Origin of the sequence: Rubellimicrobium arenae (assembly GCF_017916275.1) — a bacterium.
In the GTDB taxonomy this organism is placed as follows: Bacteria; Pseudomonadota; Alphaproteobacteria; order Rhodobacterales; family Rhodobacteraceae; genus Rubellimicrobium; species Rubellimicrobium arenae.
In genome coordinates this window covers 1-17,173 of record NZ_JAFMST010000021.1, presented here as the reverse complement: position 1 = coordinate 17,173, position 17,173 = coordinate 1, and the positions used below count along the sequence as shown (strand labels likewise).

Sequence of the window (17,173 nt, the reverse complement as noted above, 5' to 3'; positions counted from 1 at the left end):
AACAGGGAGGGGCCGTCGTGGACGGAACGGATCAGCGCCAGCTGAGGGTGGGCATCCTCGGCTGCGGCCCCATCTCGCAGGCCGCGCATTTCGAAAGCGCGAACAAGGCCCGCAACGTCAGGCTTCACGCGATCTGCGACGTCGCGCCGGATCTTCTGGAACGGATGGCTGCGACGCACGCGCCGGACCGCACCTACTCCGATTACGATGACATGCTCGCGGACCCTGACCTCGACGCGGTCGTGGTCGCCACCGCCGACGCCTTTCACGTTCCGGCCTGCCTTGCCGCCCTTCGGGCCGGCAAGCATGTCCTTTGCGAAAAGCCCATCGGCGTCGCCGTCGAGGAGGTCGAGGACCTCGCGCGGGCTGTCCGGGAGTCGGGGCGCTTCCTTCAGGTCGGCCACATGAAGCGGTTCGACGCCGGGCTTCAGAGCGCGCGGGACTTCATCCACGACGAGATGGGCGAGATGCTGGCGCTCAAGGCCTGGTACTGCGACTCGACGCACCGCTATGCGATGACCGACGCCGTCCAGCCCCTCATGGTGAAGAGCGGCGCGACGCGGAAGCCCGCGCAGGACCCCAAGGCCGACCGGCGGCGCTACTACATGCTCGCGCATGGGTGCCATCTGCTCGACACGGCGCGGTATTTCGGTGGCGAGATTACCGAGGTGCAGGCCCGCCTGTCCGAACGGTTCGGAGCCTATTGCTGGTTCGTCGACCTGGCCTTCGCGAACCGCACGCTCGGGCATCTCGACCTGACGGTGGCGGTCCGGATGGACTGGCACGAGGGCTTCCAGATCTACGGCGAGAACGGATCGGTGGTGGGCAAGACCTACAACCCCTGGTTCTACAAGAGCTCGGACGTGGACATCTTCCACGAAGCGACCGGGACGACGACACGCGTCCTTGGGGCGGACGGCCATTTCTACCGGCGCCAGATGGAAGGGTTCGCGGAGGCGATCCTGACCGGGGCGGACACCGGGGCGGCGACGATCGAGGACGGGTTGGCCTCGGTCAGGGGCATGGTCGCCGTCGCACGTTCCGCCGAGACGGGGCGTCCCGTCCGGCTCGCGGATGTTTCGGGGGCGGTCTGATGCAGGTCGGCATCTTCGCCAAGACGTTTCCGGGAGAAACGCCGCTGTCCGTGCTGTCGGCGGCGCGGGGCGCGGGCTACGACGCCGTTCAATACAACATGGCCTGCTCCGGCCTCGGGGCTCTTCCCGCGTCGGTAGCCGACAGCGAGGCGGCCGCGATCCGAGCCGCATCGGAACAGACGGGGGTCGCCATTGCTGCGGTTTCGGCCACCTACAACATGATCCATCCCGACGATGGGGTAAGGGCCGCCGGCCGCGCCGCCTTTGCCGCCATCGCGGGCGCCGCCCAGGCCATGGGCACCGATGTGGTCACCGTCTGCACCGGCAGCCGGGACGCACAGGACCAGTGGCGCCATCATCCGGACAACTCTACCGCCCAGGCCTGGTCGGACTTCCTGGCCGAGATGGGGCTCCTCCTGGAGATCGCGGACCGACACGACATTCTTGTCGGAGTCGAGCCGGAGCTGGCCAACGTCGCCAGCTCGGCCGTCCGGGCCCGCAGCATGCTGGACGATCTGGACCACCCGCGCCTTGCCGTCGTGCTCGACCCTGCCAACCTCTTCGAAACGGCAGCCGAGTTTCGTGGCGGTGCCGTGATCGACGAGGCCATCGACCTGTTGTCCGACCGGATCGTTCTGGCCCACGCCAAGGACCGTGCCGGCGATGGGCGGGTGGTGACGCTCGGGCAGGGGCTCGTGGACGTCCCACGGTTCGTCGCGCGCCTGCGCGCCTCCGGCTTCGACGGTGCGCTCGTAACCCATGGCCTCACACCGGAGGACGCGCCCGCCGTGGCCCGCGCGCTCCGATCGATTCTGGGTGACGGATGCCGGTGACCCGGTTCGACCGGGGAAGCGTGTCCCTGGCCGTCCATGCAGTGGGCGACGGAAGGCCATTCCTGTTCCAGCACGGCCTTTGTGGCGATGCCGCCCAGACAGCGGACGTCCTCCCCAAAGGGATCGGCTGGCGAGGCCTGACGCTCGAGTCGCGGGGGCATGGGCGGTCGGACGCCGGCCCCCTGGACGCACTCTCACTGGCGACCTTTGCGGACGACCTTGCCGCCTTTCTCGACCAGGAGGTCGGCGGCCCGGTGGTCCTTGGTGGGATCTCGATGGGGGCGGCGCTGGCCCTCAGGCTTGCCGTCACGCGGCCTGACCGGGTGGCCGGCCTCGTGCTCGCCCGGCCCGCCTGGCTGTGGGATGCCGCGCCGTCGAACCTCGCCCCCTATGCCTTGGTCGGCGACCTCCTGGCCCGGCATGAGCCCGGGCAGGCCCGGGCCGCGTTCGAGGCCACCGACACCGCCCGGACCCTGGCCCAGGCCGCGCCGGACAACCTGGCCTCGCTCCTCGGGTTCTTCGACCGGCAGCCTGTGCCCGTCACCGCGGCGCTGCTGAGCCGGATCGCGGCGGATGGGCCCGGGCTCGCCCGCGACGATATCGCCGCGATCCGCGTGCCGACGCTCGTCATCGCTCATGGACGCGACCTCGCGCACCCGCTGTCCCACGCCCTGACCCTGGCCCGCCTGATTCCCGGCAGCCACCTCAGCGAGATCACGCCCAAGGCCGACGACCGGGACCGATACCGCCGCGACTTCGCGGCGGCCCTTTCAACCTTCCTTCAGGAGTTGCCCGCATGACACTCGCCCAGGACCGCCTCGAGGCGCTGCCCAGGGGGCGCCTGCTGGCCGAGTTCTCGCTCTGGTCCGCGGACCTCGTGCGCCTTGCCGATGAGATCGCCCGGGTCGATGAATTCGTCGACCTGTATCACATCGACGTGGCCGACGGGCATTTCTCCCCGGCGCTGCTGTATTTTCCGGATCTGGTCGCGGCCGTCCGCAGGCGGACCGGAAAACCGCTCCATGTCCATTTAATGGTAGCCGACGTTATTCTTCTTGGGCAGGTCGAGCAGTTCGCCGACGCCGGGGCCGACCTCATCAGCGTTCATGCCGAGAACGGCAACGCCACGGCCGCGCTGGACCTGATCGAACGGCGAGGACTGGCGTCCGGGCTGGTCCTGCAGCTCCACTCACCGGTCACGGCGGCGGCTTCGCATCTCGACCGCCTGGACATGCTGACGCTCTTGGGGACGCGCATCGGCATCAAGGGGCAAGGTCTCGATCCTGCGGCCGAACCGCGGCTGCGCGAAGCCCGTGCCCTGATCGGTGCCGCAAACCGCCCGATCCTCCTTGCCGCGGACGGAGGCATCCGGGAGGGGACCGTGCCCGGCCTGCGCGCCGCCGGGGCCGATACGGTGGTGATGGGATCGCTCGCCTTCAACGACCCCGACCTGTCGGCGCGCATCGCCTGGGCGCGCGGGCTGAATGGCTGACGCGCGGACGATCGGAATCGACCTGGGGGGCACGCAAGTCCGGGTCGCCCTGGTCGAAGGAGGGCGTCTCCTTGCGCGCGCCGCCGAGCCGACCGATGTCGCAGGCGGCCCCAGGGCCGTTCTGTCGCAGTTCCGGCGTCTCATGGAGAAGGTCCTGCCCCCAGCCGGGTGGAGCGGGATCGACGGAATTGGCATCTGCTCCCCCGGGCCGCTGGACAGCGAGACGGGGACCATCCTCGGGATCCCGACACTCCCTGGCTGGGAGGGTCTGCCGATGCGGGACATCCTGGCCCAAGAGACCGGCCGCCCCGTGGTGCTGGAGAACGATGGCATCGCCGCAGCGCATGGCGAATGGCGGCACGGTGCGGGGCAGGGGCTCCGTCACCTCGTCTATGTCACGGTGAGCACAGGGATCGGCGGCGGGGTGGTGCTGGACGGTCGTCTGCTGCATGGGCGCCGGGGCATGGTCGCGCATGTCGGCCACCTGCCCTTGTCCCTGGACGGGCCACGTTGCGCCTGCGGTGGGATCGGCTGCTTCGAGGCGTTCGCCTCCGGGACGGCCCTCGCCCGGGCCGCGACCCTGGCTGTAGCATCCCACCCCGACAGCGCCTTGGCCCGGCTGGGGACGGAGCGCATCACGGCCCGCCATGTGGTCGAGGCCGCCCGCCAGGACGACGCGCTGGCCCAATCCCTGCTGACCGAGGAGGCGCGCTACCTCGGGACCGGGTTCACGGCGCTGCTCCACCTTTACAGCCCCGATGCGATCATCATGGGGGGCGGCGTGTCGCAGGGCTACGATCTTCTGGAACCTGACATCCGAAGGACGGTCCAGGAGCGGGCCTTGCCGGCGTTCCGCGAGGTGTCGATCCTCAGGGCCGCCCTGGGCGAGGACTCGGGCCTCATTGGCGCGGCCTCCCTCGTGCCCGCGGGCCAGGACGACCGGCACGTCGACGGGGCAGTTCCCGTTTCTTGGCCGGCTGTCTGATCGGACGCACCTCCGACCCGAGGCTGGCAATTCATTTCTCTTGACGCCTTCGGAGGCGGTCGGCTGTTATCGGACTACCGAAGATCGGTGACGCGCAGGACCGGCAGCAGAACCGGTCTGTGCGTCGTACCTTGGGAGGAGATACGATGGACCGCCGCACCCTTCTGGGCGCTGCCGCGACGGCTGCGCTCGCCGCCGGAGTCTTGCCCCGCGTCGCCCAGGCGCAGGATCAGAAATACACCATTGCCCTGATCCCGGGCCTGACCACGGACGCCTTCTACATCACGATGCACCGCGGCGCCCAGGCGGCGGCGGATGCCCTTGGCGTCGAGCTGGTGTTCCAGGGCGCCGCGGACTTCAACCCGGTGACCCAGGTGCCGGTCCTTGATGCCGTCATCGCACGGCAGCCGAGCGCCATCCTGATCGCGCCCACCGACAAGACCCAGCTGATCGAGCCCCTGCGTCGCGCGCAGGGCGCTGGGATCCCGGTCATCACCGTGGACACCTTCATCGGCACCGGCCAGTACCAGACCGGATCGGGCGACGCGGACTTCCCGCTGTCCTACATCGCCTCGGACAACGTCATGGGTGGCCGGATGGCAGCCCGCGCGCTGGCGCAAGCCATCGGGGACGCGGGCCAGGTCTACGTGTCCAACGTGAACCCCGGCATCTCGACCACCGACCAGCGCGAGGAAGGCTTCAAGGCCGAGATGGCGGAAAGCCATCCCAACATCGAGGTCCTCGAAACCCAGTTCAACGAGAACGACGCGAACAACGCGGCCTCCCAGCTTCAGGCCGTCTTCGCGCGAAATCCGAACCTCAAGGGGGTGTTCGGGGCGAACCTCTTCTCGGCGCTGGGCGCGGCGAACGGCGTGCAGCAGTCCGGGCAGACCGGGAACATCCGAGTCGTGGCCTTCGATGCGCCCACGTCGATCGTGGACAACATCAACACCGGCCTCGTGGACGTCGCGATCGCCCAGCACCCGGCCGAGATCGGCTACTTCGGCGTCGTCGCCGCTTATGCCCATCTGACCGGGCAGTCGATCCCGACCGCCATCGGCACCGGCTTCACGGTGATCGACAAGGCCAACGTCGCCGACCCGAACGTGGCCAAGTTCATCTACAGCGACTGACCTCCGGCCCGGGCCCGTCGCCCCGGCGGGCCCCCTTGAAGGGACGCGTGCATGACCTCCGATCCATCCATCGACACGGCCGGACCCGTCCATGTCGCGCCCCCGGCGGACCACGACGCCGCCGGGCTGACGCTGCTCCAGCGGATCGCCAGCCTCAGGGCCTGGCTGTTCCTCGCGGCCCTTGTGCTCGCCTTCGAGGTCTGGGCCCGCGTGGCCTACGGCGGAACCTTCGTCGTCAACGCCTACAACCTCCAGTCCATCGCGATCTTCGCCGTCGCCCCCCTGCTGCTGGCGACGGGGCAGACGTTCGTCATCATCTCGGGCGGGATCGACCTTTCGCTCGGGTTCATCATGGGCCTGGCCGCCGTCGTCTCGGCCCATGTCGTCGGCTGGGCCAACCCTCTCATGTCCGCGCCCTTCGCCGTGCTGCTCGGCTTTCTGGCGGGCATCCTTGTGGCCTGCGTGCCGGGCGCGGTGAACGGCCTCCTCGTGTCGCGCCTGAAGGTGCCGCCCTTCATCGGCACCCTGGGCATGTTCGGCGTCGCGCGGGGCGTGGCCTTCCTCCTCGCGGGAGGCACGACCGTGCCCGTCACCAACGGAGGGCTGGCCGCGCTCGGCAACGGGCGGATCTGGGGCGTGCCCTGGGTGGTCCTGATCACCGCCCTGTTCGTCCTGCTGATGCACTATCTCCTGAGCCAGACCCGCTTTGGCCAGCACAACTACGCCGTGGGCGCGAACGTGCAGGCGGCGCGCCGGGCCGGCATCGACATCAAGGGCCACCTCCTCCGGCTGTACATCCTGTCGGGCGCCTGCGCCGGGCTGGCCGGCGTGCTCTACACCGCCCGTTTCAGTGCCGGCGCAGCCCAGGCGGGCGAGCCTCTGCTCCTCGACTGCGTGGCCGCGGTGGTGATCGGCGGCGCATCGCTGTTCGGGGGATCGGGCACGATCCTGGGCACCGTGGCGGGCGCCTTCGTAATCGCCGTGATCCAGTACGGGCTCGTGTTCGTGAACGTGAAGCCGTTCTGGCAATTCATTTCCGTCGGCGTGGTCATCATCATCTCGGTCCTCATCGACCAGGCCCAACGCTCCTTTGCCGGAGGACGCCAGAGTGAATGACATGAGCCGTCCGCCCGAGGTGCCGCTCCTCGAGGTCCGCCACCTGAGCAAGCAGTTCGGTCCCGTCCAGGCGCTCAGGGACCTGTCCATGACCCTCCGCGCGGGCGAGGTGGTGGCCCTGGCCGGCGACAATGGTGCGGGAAAGACGACGCTGATCAAGGCGCTCTCGGGCGTCTTTCGGCCGACCGGGGGCGAGATCCTCCTCGACGGCCAGCGCGTCGCCTTCGCGTCCCCGCAGGAAGCGCGGGAGCGTGGGATCGAAACGATCTACCAGGATCTCGCTCTGGCCGACAACCTGACCATCGGCGCCAACATCTTCCTGGGGCGGGAGCCCATGCGGAAGGCGCTGGGCTTCCTTCCGGTCCTCGACCGCCGCAAGATGGCCGAGGCCGCGCGCGAGACGATGGCCCTTCTCGACTTCCACGTGAAGCGCATGGACGCGCCGGTCTCCAACTTCTCGGGCGGTCAGCGGCAGGCGGTCGCCATCGGGCGCGCCGTCTACTGGAACGCCCGCGTGCTCATCATGGACGAGCCGACCGCGGCCTTGGGCGTGCCCGAGCAGCGTAAGGTCATCTCGCTCATCCATCAGCTCAAGGCGCAGGGCCGCGGGGTGATCTTCATCTCCCATAATCTCCAGGACATCTTTGCGGTCTCGGACCGCATCATCGTCCTGAGGCGGGGCGTTCAGGCGGGCGAACGGCGCATTTCCGAAACGACGCACGAGGAGGTCGTGCGCCTGATGGTCGGCGGCTGATCCGGGTGCCAGCCGGTCCAAGGGATGGCCTGAACCGATCGACCAGGCGACGCAGGGGATCCCGTGGCCGATTCCGGCGGGTGTCGCACCGGACCCGAAACTCAGGGCCGGGCGCCTTACGGAGGAGGACGCCATGCCGGGATGCCTTGTCTTCCTGCGTCGCTGGCCCGGGCGGAAGGGCCTTTCCCGACAAAGCGATGGACGGTCGCGCCCGTCGCGCCTCTGCATCCGGCTTGGTCCATGGGCAGGTGCTCTGGGGCGGCGAGCTCACGTTCGATATCAGGGTGAACACCATGACAGGACAGGGAACTTTGGCCGGGCGCATTGCCCTGGTGACCGCAGCGGGGCAGGGGATCGGGCGGGCGGTGGCCGAGCGGCTCGCCCGCGATGGCGCCGAGGTCCATGCCTCCGACCTCGACGGGCGGCTCCTTGAGGGGTTGGCCGTCGCTTCGGTCGCCGAGGTCGATGCCACGAAACCGGAGCAGGTCGAGGCCTGGGTCAGCCGCTTTGCCCACGTGGACGCCCTTGTGCACGCCGTGGGCTACGTCCACCACGGAAGCATCGAGGACTGCACGCCCGAGGATTGGCGCCGGAGCATGAGCATCACGTTGGACAGCGCCTATGTCGTGATCCGGGCCGTCGTGCCACGGATCAAGCCGCAGGGTGGCAGCGTCACAGCCATCGCCTCTGTCGCGTCCTCGACCAAGGGGTTCCCGAACCGGGCGGCCTATGGCGCGGCCAAGGCCGGAGTCATCGGCCTCATCAAGGCCTGCGCCGCCGACTACCTGCAGGCCGGGATCCGCTTTAACGCCGTCTGCCCGGGCACCGTGGACAGCCCATCCCTGCGGGGCCGCATCGCTGCCTTGGCCGAGACGATGGGCAGCCTTGAAGCGGCCCGCAAGGTCTTCCTGGACCGCCAGCCCTCGGGGCGGCTGGGCGAGCCCGAGGAGATCGCCGGTCTTTGCGCGTTCCTCGCCTCGGATGACGGGCGCTTCATGACCGGGCAGGCGCTGAACATCGACGGCGGCATCACGATCTGACCGAGGAGACTTCGTTGGCGACCTCTCTTTTCGACCTCACCGGGCGGCGGGCGCTCATCACCGGCTCCTCGCAGGGGATCGGCCTTGCCCTGGCGCAGGGCCTGGCCCAGGCGGGGGCCATGGTGCTCCTGAATGGACGGGACCGCGAGAAGCTCGCCCGCGCCGCCGAGGCCGTGCCCGGGGCCGGCATCCTGCCGTTCGACGTGACCGACCACGCCGCCGCCCGTGCCGCAGTGGATGGCCACGAGGAGGCGCATGGGCCGATCGACATCCTCGTCAACAATGCGGGCGTGCAGCATCGCGCGCCGCTGGACGAGTTTCCCTCCGACGACTTCGAGCGGCTGCTGCGCACCAATATCGCCAGCGTCTTCAACGTCGGGCAGGCCTGCGCTCGTCACATGATCGGGCGGGGCCGGGGCAAGATCATCAACATCGCTTCGGTGAACGCCGTCCTGGCGCGTCCGTCCATCGCCCCCTACACGGCCACCAAGGGCGCGGTCGTGAACCTGACCAAAGGCATGGCCACGGATTGGGCCCGCCACGGCCTGAACTGCAACGCGATCGCACCGGGCTACATCGAGACGCCGCTCAATGCGGCGCTCATCGACGATCCTGCCTTCAACGACTGGCTGATCAAGCGCACCCCGGCGGGGCGATGGGGCCACGCCGAGGAGATCGCGGGCGCCTGCGTGTTCCTGGCCTCCGAGGCGGCTTCGTTCGTCAACGGGCATACGCTCTATGTCGATGGCGGAGTGACAGCCTCGCTGTAGCCATGCCGCAGGTTCGTACGCGCCTGATACCCGGCGGTGCGGCGCGGAGGATGCAGGACGTGATCGCAACTGCGTGCGCGCGGCGGATGCGCCTTGGCTTGGCACGGCCTTGATGGTTCCATCGATGCGCGACAGACAAGGGTGAACCATGATCGCCGCAATGGCCGCCTCCGTCGTCCTCGTGGTGGCGACGGTCCTCATCTTCTACGAGGCGCTGCGGCTGACCTCCAGCCATCTGGCCGACCTGCCCGTGCCACCGCGGGCGCGGATCCTCGCCGTCGTCCTGGCGTCCTTTGCCGCGCACACCGTCGCCGTCTGGACCTACGCGGCCGCCTACTGGCTCCTGGCGGTTGTCCTGAATGTGCCGAGCTTCGCCGGAGTCCCGGTGAGCGGGCTGCTCGACTGCCTCTACTTCTCGGTGGTGACCTACACATCCCTGGGCTTCGGGGACCATGTCCCCGTGGGACATGCCCGTCTCATTGCGGGGGTCGAGGCGCTGAACGGCCTGCTTCTGATCGGCTGGTCGGCCTCCTTCACCTATCTGGTGATGGAGCGGTATTGGCCGATGCACGACCCGGAAGGGAATGAGACGCAGCGGCCGCCGCGCGCGGCCCGCTTCCCCCGGCATGAGCCGAGGGTCGAGGCCGGAGCCGAGGAACCACGCAGTGCTCTCGAGATGGCAGCTGCCCAGTCCGGGACGTCTCAGGAGCCGGATCCCGCGCACTGACGCCGGGGCGGTTTGCGGGGCCTACCGCTCACGCCCGCGGAGGCGTCCCGCACGGATCCGGGGACCGCGATCCCTGCCTCCGGACCGCGAGGGCGACATCGGTCACGAGGGCGGGCAGCTCGAACGACAGGCGGCCATCCCGGACTTCGGCGGACTGCCGCCCCATGAGGCCGCCCTTTCGCGTGTCCCAGGGCATGATGTCGTAGGTGCCGGCCCGGAGTCCCGGGAGGTCGATGCGAGCCGCCAACGGAGTGGCAGTGGGATCGAGCATCCCCTTCCGGTCCAGGCTATCTGTCCGCAGCAACCAGACCACGGCCTGTTCGTCATCGGCGCAGGCGAAGGCCCGCACGGCCGGGTTGGAGACGATGGTTTCGGCGCTGATGTTGCGGCGGCGGAAGCGGGACCAATCGACCAACGGTAGAAAGCCGGACAGCACGCGTTGCGCGTGTCGCATTCCTTTCGTCAGCACATGAGGATGACGGTTGGGCCAACGCATCCCGCCACCCGCGCCGCCCGATGCGACATGGGCCCACTGGATATGGCGGAAGTATTCATCGTCAAAGGGCTCGGGAAGGGTCTTCTTCTTGTCCTTGAACAGGTGGATCGGCCCATGCTCGCTGTCGAAGTAGGGCCGGTCGGGCGGCGTGTGCCCCACGGCTTCCCTCACAAGGTCCCCGACGGCGATGGCCGGGTCCACCGTATTGCGCGGGTGGTCGATGGTGCCTTCGGCATAGAGGTGCGTGCTGGCGAAATCGAGGCCGGGATGGCGGAAGATCGTGTCCGCGACCCCGGGATGCGAATACAGGATCGGTCCGAAGAGCGAGACCGTCTGGAGGTGGCTCCGGCCGAAGAGGCGCAACTCGAGCGTCCGGACATGGTCGCTCAGCTCGGTCGCCACGACGGCAAAGCCCTCGGCGCTGTCCCCCATCTGGGCCGGGTGCATCTCGTTCCAAAGGTCCCACGCGAAGATCACACCGCTCCCGCCCCAGCGCTCGACCACGAAGGTCATGCGCCGCTTGATCGCATCCAGTGTCGCGCGGTCCGTCAGGATGTTGCCGCGACGGGGGCAGGGCCCGCCATTCGCTTTGTTGTAGGGGTGCTTGCTCCAGCGAAGCCAGAGCCAGAACGTGTCGAACGGCGTCAGGAGCAGCCGGAGCCCATGCCTGGCGCAGAGGTCGAACATGTCGTCCCAGAGCCGGACCATGTTGGGCTGGAAATGACCCACCGGTTTTTCGAGATAGCGGTTCTCGCCATGGGTGTATTCGAGCATCAGACGCAGGCAGGTGACCCCGTTCGACGCCAGCCACGACAGGTGGCGATCCACTGCCGGCAGGTCCTTGCGGCGGAAGAGACCCTCGAGCTCGGGCCAGGTGATCGCATCATTCTGCCCGATGGGCGTCCAGGGCACGCCGGACTCCGTCACGAAGTAGGGCGCGCCTGGCGCGGCCTCGACCCAGGGGAGATCGGTCCGGTCACGCCCGTCCTGCCGGACAGGCGGGGTGAACTTGGTCAGGTCGTTGGCGATGGCGTGTCCTCCTCCGCTGCCCTGTTCGGGTCCGGTCCGGGCAGCTACTTGGCTGGACGAAAGCAGAGTTCAAGGTGGACGGCGGGTCATGGATTGCCCGTGCGGACCGGGCGACGGCCCCAACGTGCGCAGCCGGTCAGGCAGCACGTGCGAGTCCGCGGGATCAGGGGGACGGTGCTCCGGTGGCGCCGCTCAGGCGGGCGGGATCGCTCGTGCCTGCACGGAAGGTATCGCCGCTGTCCAGGGCCGTCACCGCGACTTCGGCGGGGCTGAAGAAGCCGCCGTCGATCCGGGCGAAATCATGGCCGGCCGCGTCGTAGACGTCGGAGAAGCCCTGGCCCCAGTCGGCCGAGGTGCGACTGGGCAGGCCTTCGGCTAGCTCCTTCGCGGACCGCGCTGGCCCGGTGACGAACAGATGCACCTGTCCGCCGTAGATGATGGCGTCGTTCGCTCGCCCCATGGCGATCCGGGTGTCCGGATGGACTACCCCAACGGGTGCGGTCCCGATGGCGTCAGACAGGCGGGACAGGTCGAAGCCCATCAGCCGCGCCTTCTGCACGGCGCATTCGAGGACCCGCGCGGCAATCTGGACCATGCCCGCCAGACTGCCCGTCCGGGCGTGGAGCACGGTCATCCGCTCCGGCGTCACGCCGCAGGCCTCGGCTGCGTCCTGGGCCAGCCTGGGGGTTGGGGGCACCTCGCCCTCCAGCACGAGGACAGCGCGACCGGGGTCTTCACGGTGAGTGATCTCGTCGAACAGGCTCTCGCGCCGCGCCAGCACGCGCGCTGGGCCGGACCCCATCAGCGGCAGGCCGTGAGGGCCATCGAGGTGCCATCCGGCGTACTGGCTCGCCAGACATGCCAGCCAGGGTTGACTGGTTCGTACCATGACCGTCCAGGGCAGCGGGCCCGAGCGGGACGGCACCAGAGACGCCTCGGCCAGCCCGCCCATGCAGATCGCGGCAAGGCGGAGTCCCGCTTCGTGGCTGCCCGGATGGCGGTGCCCGCAGTCGATGAACGTGGCGCCCTGGGGGCTGCGGGCTAAGCCGACCCGGAGTCGGGCGGCGTCCCGTATCATCACGTCGGCAAGTTCGCCCGCCCTCGCGTTCAGCGAAAGGCGGGCAGAGGGGGTGGCCTGAAGATCCATGCCGGAGGGACGACCGGCCCCGCCATCTGGTTCCACCGCCTGAGATCAGGCGGCGGGACGCCGGGTCAGAGGCTTGCGCTCACGAAGGTCAGGACGTCGGCCTCCACTTCGTGCCAGCCCTCCCAGATCATCTTGAGAGCCACGTAAAGGATGATGAGAAGACCGACATAGGCGATCCAGCGGTATCGGCCGATCAGCCGCGCGATGAAGGTCGAGGCCAGGCCCATCAGCGCGATCGACAGCACGAGCCCGATGATCAGGACCGTGAAGTGGTCGCGTGCCGCGCCCGCCACCGCAAGCACGTTGTCGAGCGACATGGACACATCGGCCACGACGATCTGCGTCGCCGCCTGGGCGAAGGTCTTGCGCGGGGCGCCGCCCGCCACGCGCCCGTCGGCATTCAGGTCCTCCCCGGCGAGGGCCTCGGTCGCGGCCTGCTCCTCGACGTCGTGGCCTTCCCGCAGCTCGCGCCACATCTTCCAGCACACCCAGAGCAGCAGGATGCCGCCGGCGAGGAGAAGCCCTGTCAGTGCCAGGAGCTGGGTGGTGATCGCCGCGAAGAAGATGCGCAGCACGGTCGCGGCAAGGATGCCGACCAGGATGGCCCGGTTCCGCTGATCGCGCGGGAGGCCGGCGGCGGCCAGGCCGATCACCACGGCGTTGTCGCCCGCCAGGACGAGGTCGATGGCCACTACCTGGAGAAGGGCCATGAGGCCCGGGTAGGTTAGGATTTCCATGCTGCTCCTCTGACTGCGGGACCGCGTCGGGTGCATCATACTTCGGTGCGGACCACAACCCCGGCAAGGGCGGCTCGCGGGTTGCCCCTCTCCCATGGGCTTGGCATGGATGGGACTGCCGGCCCTGGGGACCGGCTGGTCAGGGAGGCGCGCGATGACGATGGTGACACGGGACTTCGGCCGGACAGGATGGCAGGTGGCAGGGATCGGCTTCGGCGCCTGGGCCATCGGCGGCACCTGGGGCGAGGTGTCCGAGCAGGACGCCCGCGCCGCGCTTCATGCGGCTCTGGATAACGGGGTGAACTTCATCGACACGGCCGACGTGTACGGGGACGGGCGGTCGGAACGGATCATCCGCGAGGTCCTGAAGGAGCGTGGCGGCGAACGTCCGATCGTGGCGACCAAGGCCGGGCGGCGGCTCAACCCGCATGTGGCCGAAGGCTACAACCGCGAAAATCTGACGGCTTTCGTCAACCGGAGCCTGCAGAACCTCGGCGTGGATACGCTGGATCTCGTGCAGCTCCACTGCCCGCCGACGCCTGTCTACTACATGCCCGAGGTGTTCCACATCCTCGACGACCTCGCGGCAGCGGGCAAGATCCGGCACTACGGCGTGTCGGTCGAAAAGGTTGAGGAGGCGCTCAAGGCCATCGAGTTCCCGGGCGTCGTGTCGGTCCAGATCATCTGGAACATGTTCCGCCAGCGCCCGGCCGAGCTGTTCTTCCCCCAGGCCCTGAAGAAGCATGTGGCGGTGATCGCGCGGGTGCCGCTGGCCTCGGGGTTGCTGAGCGGCAAGATGTCGCGCGACTCGCAATTCGCCGCCGACGACCACCGGGCCTTTAACCGCGAGGGCGCGGCCTTCGACAAGGGCGAGACCTTCTCGGGCGTCCCCTTCAACATCGCGCTCGACGCGGTGGAGGCCGTGCGGGCGGCGCTGCCGGGCGACGTGCCGATGGCTCGGGTGGCGCTGCGCTGGTGCCTGATGGAGGACGCCGTGTCGGTGGTGATCCCCGGGGCCAAGAACGCCGATCAGGCCCGGTCCAACGCCGCGGCGGGGCAGTTGCCGCCCCTCGACGAGGGCACCATGGAGGTCGTGCGCGAGATCTACCGCTCGCGCATCGCGCCCCACGTGCACCAGCTCTGGTAAGTCAGGCGCGGGCCTGCTCGGGGGTGGCCGACAGGCCGCCCTCGTCCACGTCAGCCTCTTCCTCGGCCTCCACGCCCGTGTCGAGCATCCGCTCGACCTCGGCCATCTCGCGGGCGTCGTCAGGCCCGGTGCCAAAGCGCGCCGCCACGTCCGGGGCGTAGCGGAGCAGGTCCGTCTTGAGCTTGAGGAGGGAAAGGTCCTTGGTCTTGCTCTCGAGCATGACGTCGAAATCCAGCCCTTCGGCCATCCGCATGAAGGTCGCGAACTCGAAGGGGTTCGTGAAGTCGGCGTGCCCGGTCCAGATCGGCGGCACGAGGACGGTCTTGATGCGCGACGTGGCTTTGATCGGCGCCGCGAGGCCCTTGAGGTCCTTGCCCGCCTTGATCGCTTCGCGGTCCTTGTCGGTGACCTTGCGCTTGACCTCCCGCATCTCGGTGCGCGGCGAAGAGAAGTGCATCTTGGGCCGCACGCCCTCGGGCCAGGACCGGATGAACCGCTCGAAGGTCGGGCGAAGCTCCAGCCCTTCGGGGTTCAGGCACCAGTAGTGCTGGTAGTCGAAGACGCAGCGCACGCCGCAGCGGTCATGGATCCAGAGCACGTCGGCGGCGGAAAAGCGGATGTCGTCATTCTCCAGCACGAGGCGCCGCCGCACATGCTCGGGGCACTGGTTGTAGCCGTCGATCCAGCGGGCGCGGCTTTCCTCCCGGTCGCCGTAGACGCCGCCCACATGGGTCACCATCACCGCCTCGGGACCAAGGCCCATGCGGTCCAGCATCTCGGCCTGGGAGGACAGGTCCCAGATGCTCTTTCGCGTCAGCTCCGGGTCGGGACTGTTGAGAAGGACGAACTGCGACGGATGGAACGACAGCCGGATGTCGAGCTCGCGCGCCTTCCTGCCGAAGGCGGCCAGTTCGGCGTCGCTCTCGGCCACCATGTTGTGGAACTGCGGCATGTCGGGGTGCGTGGCGTAGGGCGCGAGGTCCGAGGACATCCGGTACATGTCGATCTCGACCTTCACGAGGTAGTCGAGGATCGCGTCCACGTATTCGAGCGAGGTCTTGAGGTGCGGCTCCTTGCGCCAGCCGCGGGTGTCGTTGCTCTTGAGGTCGGGGCGGCCCATCACCTTGACGGGAAAGCCGAGCCTGAGGGGACGATCGGTCATGTGGGCACCTGTTCCTCGGGAAAGCCGATTCCGGCGATGAAGGCGTTCCAGTCCTTCGGGCGCAGTGCCCCGCCGGTCGCCTGGACGTGGCCATTGCCATACTCATCACCCGCGCCGGGAGGGCGATGAGCGGCGAGGAAGGCGATTAGGTCGGTGCCGGCGGCGGTGCGCGCGGCGAAGTGGACCCAGCCTTCGCGGTAGCCGGTGTTCGCGGCGATCACGATCTTGTCCTTCAACCGGCCCCGCCATTGCTGGGCGATGAGCGGATGGATCTGGCAGGCGGTGTGGAAGCGGATCAAAGCCACATCGCCCCGCACCTTGGGTGCAATTCGTCTGGCGGCCTCCACCGCGGCTGCGACCTCGGCCTTGGCGGCGTGGAGTTCCGCGGTTTCTGGATGGCCGCCCTTGAGGAGGTCCTTGGGCGAATCGCAACGGAGCAGGAGCGCCAGCGCTGCCGTAGGGTCCCCACGAGCGGTCCGCCGTGGCGCGTTGATCAGCGACACGGCATCGCGGATCGCGGTCTTGCCGTAGCGGGCCTGCGCTTCGGCAAGCTCGGGAAAGCCCGCATCATCGGCCATGTCTCCAACCAGCCCCATGGCCGCCAGCCAAAGAAGGTCGTCCGCCGGGCCGACCGCCTGGGCGCACCAGTACGCGAGCAGGGCCGACGTCGGTTCCGGCTTCCACCCGTTCCCGGACACGACGGTCGAGTTGGCCGGGATGCCGGAGGGAACATGGTGGTCGATCAGCACGGTCGGCGTTCCGGGCAGGATTTCCGCCGCGCGGACGCCGAGGTCCGTGACCAGGAGCCCGGCTGGAACGCTCTGCTCCAACTCGCGCCTGAACTCGGGCGCCCAAGGCGACTCACCTTTCCCCGTGATCCGGACATCGACGGACCGTCCAGCGGCGCGGAGACTTCTCGCTAGGACTGCCGCGGCCGAAAGCCCGTCGGCATCGAAATGCGCGACCACTAGCACGGGACGATCCTGAACCATGTGGTCCAGGGCCGATCTGAACATCGGGCCTACATGGGCGGGGGAAGGGGACAAATTGCTCGACACGCTCCACAACGAGCCATGACCCCTTCTGGTTCACGTCGGGTGCCCCCTATGATTCCGCCTCCAGATGGGAACCTTTCGGTCCCGTGACCCGCCAGAGAAGCCCGAGGATGCCAGCCGACGCGGTGACTTCGTTTGTCCTGACGCCCGCCGGATCGCAGGAATACTTATCCCGCACTTCTGAGGTCGGGCCTAATGGACCCTGGCCGTCTTTCTCTGTTCCAGGGTCTTGAACCCCAAGGAGCGGCTTCCCAGATAGGTTGTCCACGCCGCTTGGCAGGGTTCAAGCGGGGAGGCTGACGACAGGGAAAGCGCAGGTTGGCTCGAATAGGTCTTCCACTCTTGCGAATCTCTGTCTAGAAGCTGCCTCCACGGTCGGACGCTGGCGGCGCGGAAGCGGGGTTGGCGGGCTGGACGGGACCTTGTTGGAGGGGTGAGCGGCTGGGGGTTGCCTGG

17 protein-coding genes are annotated in these 17,173 nt (G+C 68.6%); 12 read left to right on the top strand and 5 right to left on the bottom strand.

Translation table 11 applies throughout. The features are described from left to right. Positions 1–17 precede the first annotated feature (17 nt). The 11 genes from J3P31_RS20675 to J3P31_RS20625 all read left to right on the top strand — a co-directional run bounded on the left by J3P31_RS20675 (position 18) and on the right by J3P31_RS20625 (position 9,944). Positions 18–1,094: a Gfo/Idh/MocA family protein gene (locus tag J3P31_RS20675; RefSeq protein WP_210530426.1), complete on the top strand. Its 1,077-nt coding sequence runs from the start codon at positions 18–20 to the stop codon at positions 1,092–1,094. Then, positions 1,094–1,927 (top strand): sugar phosphate isomerase/epimerase family protein, encoded by an 834-nt coding sequence (locus J3P31_RS20670; protein WP_210530425.1) that lies wholly within the window; start codon positions 1,094–1,096, stop codon positions 1,925–1,927. Before J3P31_RS20675 ends, J3P31_RS20670 begins: the two co-directional genes overlap by 1 nt. After that, the gene (locus tag J3P31_RS20665; RefSeq protein WP_210530424.1) at positions 1,924–2,727 is read left to right on the top strand and encodes an alpha/beta fold hydrolase; all 804 of its coding nucleotides are present in this window, start codon (positions 1,924–1,926) and stop codon (positions 2,725–2,727) included. Before J3P31_RS20670 ends, J3P31_RS20665 begins: the two co-directional genes overlap by 4 nt. After that, positions 2,724–3,419 (top strand): ribulose-phosphate 3-epimerase, encoded by a 696-nt coding sequence (locus J3P31_RS20660; protein ID WP_210530423.1) that lies wholly within the window; start codon positions 2,724–2,726, stop codon positions 3,417–3,419. Before J3P31_RS20665 ends, J3P31_RS20660 begins: the two co-directional genes overlap by 4 nt. After that, positions 3,412–4,404 carry an ROK family protein gene (locus J3P31_RS20655; RefSeq protein WP_210530422.1) on the top strand — a complete coding sequence of 331 codons (993 nt, stop codon included), beginning with the start codon at positions 3,412–3,414 and terminating at the stop codon, positions 4,402–4,404. The genes J3P31_RS20660 and J3P31_RS20655 overlap by 8 nt, the downstream gene beginning before the upstream one ends. A 146-nt stretch (positions 4,405–4,550) precedes the next feature. Then, positions 4,551–5,537 carry an ABC transporter substrate-binding protein gene (locus tag J3P31_RS20650; protein WP_210530421.1) on the top strand — a complete coding sequence of 329 codons (987 nt, stop codon included), beginning with the start codon at positions 4,551–4,553 and terminating at the stop codon, positions 5,535–5,537. A 51-nt stretch (positions 5,538–5,588) separates the two neighbouring features. Next, complete coding sequence (locus tag J3P31_RS20645; protein ID WP_210530420.1) at positions 5,589–6,653, top strand: ABC transporter permease subunit; 1,065 nt, start codon at positions 5,589–5,591, stop codon at positions 6,651–6,653. 1 nt (position 6,654) lies between these two features. Next, a complete protein-coding gene (locus J3P31_RS20640; RefSeq protein ID WP_210530445.1) occupies positions 6,655–7,407 on the top strand; it encodes an ATP-binding cassette domain-containing protein in 753 nt (250 codons plus the stop codon). Positions 7,408–7,604: 197 nt separating this feature from the next. Continuing rightward, on the top strand, positions 7,605–8,447 hold the full coding sequence (locus J3P31_RS20635; RefSeq protein ID WP_246849726.1) for an SDR family oxidoreductase: 843 nt from the start codon (positions 7,605–7,607) through the stop codon (positions 8,445–8,447). Positions 8,448–8,461: 14 nt separating this feature from the next. Beyond that, the gene (locus tag J3P31_RS20630) at positions 8,462–9,217 is read left to right on the top strand and encodes an SDR family oxidoreductase (RefSeq protein ID WP_210530419.1); all 756 of its coding nucleotides are present in this window, start codon (positions 8,462–8,464) and stop codon (positions 9,215–9,217) included. Positions 9,218–9,365: 148 nt separating this feature from the next. Then, complete coding sequence (locus tag J3P31_RS20625; protein WP_210530418.1) at positions 9,366–9,944, top strand: potassium channel family protein; 579 nt, start codon at positions 9,366–9,368, stop codon at positions 9,942–9,944. A gap of 28 nt (positions 9,945–9,972) precedes the next feature. Here the strand turns inward: J3P31_RS20625 and J3P31_RS20620 are convergent, their stop codons facing one another. From J3P31_RS20620 to J3P31_RS20610, 3 genes are all read right to left on the bottom strand, one after another. Next, the gene (locus J3P31_RS20620; RefSeq protein WP_210530417.1) at positions 9,973–11,352 is read right to left on the bottom strand and encodes a glycoside hydrolase 5 family protein; all 1,380 of its coding nucleotides are present in this window, start codon (positions 11,350–11,352) and stop codon (positions 9,973–9,975) included. A gap of 280 nt (positions 11,353–11,632) precedes the next feature. Beyond that, entirely contained in the window at positions 11,633–12,616 is a 984-nt protein-coding gene (gene mch / locus J3P31_RS20615) for a methenyltetrahydromethanopterin cyclohydrolase (protein ID WP_210530416.1), read from the bottom strand. 65 nt (positions 12,617–12,681) lie between these two features. Next, positions 12,682–13,353, bottom strand: a complete 672-nt coding sequence (locus J3P31_RS20610) for a TerC family protein (RefSeq protein ID WP_246849727.1) — start codon at positions 13,351–13,353, stop codon at positions 12,682–12,684. Between the two features lie 154 nt (positions 13,354–13,507). On the opposite strand from J3P31_RS20610, the gene J3P31_RS20605 reads away from it, so the two are divergent. Further along, positions 13,508–14,500 (top strand): aldo/keto reductase, encoded by a 993-nt coding sequence (locus J3P31_RS20605; protein WP_210530414.1) that lies wholly within the window; start codon positions 13,508–13,510, stop codon positions 14,498–14,500. 1 nt (position 14,501) lies between these two features. Here the strand turns inward: J3P31_RS20605 and uvsE are convergent, their stop codons facing one another. Together uvsE and J3P31_RS20595 are read right to left on the bottom strand one after the other, a co-directional pair. Beyond that, a complete protein-coding gene (gene uvsE / locus J3P31_RS20600; protein WP_210530413.1) occupies positions 14,502–15,662 on the bottom strand; it encodes a UV DNA damage repair endonuclease UvsE in 1,161 nt (386 codons plus the stop codon). Then, entirely contained in the window at positions 15,659–16,636 is a 978-nt protein-coding gene (locus J3P31_RS20595) for a single-stranded-DNA-specific exonuclease RecJ family protein (protein ID WP_210530412.1), read from the bottom strand. The genes uvsE and J3P31_RS20595 overlap by 4 nt, the downstream gene beginning before the upstream one ends. Between the last annotated feature and the right edge of the window lie 537 nt (positions 16,637–17,173).

What these genes read in the sequence shown, in the direction of transcription:
- J3P31_RS20670 (WP_210530425.1), top strand. Translation starts at nt 1,094, where the DNA reads ATGCAGGTCGGCATCTTCGCCAAGACGTTTCCGGGAGAAACGCCGCTG.
- J3P31_RS20660 (WP_210530423.1), top strand. Translation starts at nt 2,724, where the DNA reads ATGACACTCGCCCAGGACCGCCTCGAGGCGCTGCCCAGGGGGCGCCTG.
- J3P31_RS20655 (WP_210530422.1), top strand. Translation starts at nt 3,412, where the DNA reads ATGGCTGACGCGCGGACGATCGGAATCGACCTGGGGGGCACGCAAGTC.
- J3P31_RS20650 (WP_210530421.1), top strand. Translation starts at nt 4,551, where the DNA reads ATGGACCGCCGCACCCTTCTGGGCGCTGCCGCGACGGCTGCGCTCGCC.
- J3P31_RS20645 (WP_210530420.1), top strand. Translation starts at nt 5,589, where the DNA reads ATGACCTCCGATCCATCCATCGACACGGCCGGACCCGTCCATGTCGCG.
- J3P31_RS20640 (WP_210530445.1), top strand. Translation starts at nt 6,655, where the DNA reads ATGAGCCGTCCGCCCGAGGTGCCGCTCCTCGAGGTCCGCCACCTGAGC.
- J3P31_RS20635 (WP_246849726.1), top strand. Translation starts at nt 7,605, where the DNA reads ATGGACGGTCGCGCCCGTCGCGCCTCTGCATCCGGCTTGGTCCATGGG.
- J3P31_RS20625 (WP_210530418.1), top strand. Translation starts at nt 9,366, where the DNA reads ATGATCGCCGCAATGGCCGCCTCCGTCGTCCTCGTGGTGGCGACGGTC.
- mch (WP_210530416.1), bottom strand. Translation starts at nt 12,616, where the DNA reads ATGGATCTTCAGGCCACCCCCTCTGCCCGCCTTTCGCTGAACGCGAGG.
- J3P31_RS20610 (WP_246849727.1), bottom strand. Translation starts at nt 13,353, where the DNA reads ATGGAAATCCTAACCTACCCGGGCCTCATGGCCCTTCTCCAGGTAGTG.
- J3P31_RS20605 (WP_210530414.1), top strand. Translation starts at nt 13,508, where the DNA reads ATGACGATGGTGACACGGGACTTCGGCCGGACAGGATGGCAGGTGGCA.
- uvsE (WP_210530413.1), bottom strand. Translation starts at nt 15,662, where the DNA reads ATGACCGATCGTCCCCTCAGGCTCGGCTTTCCCGTCAAGGTGATGGGC.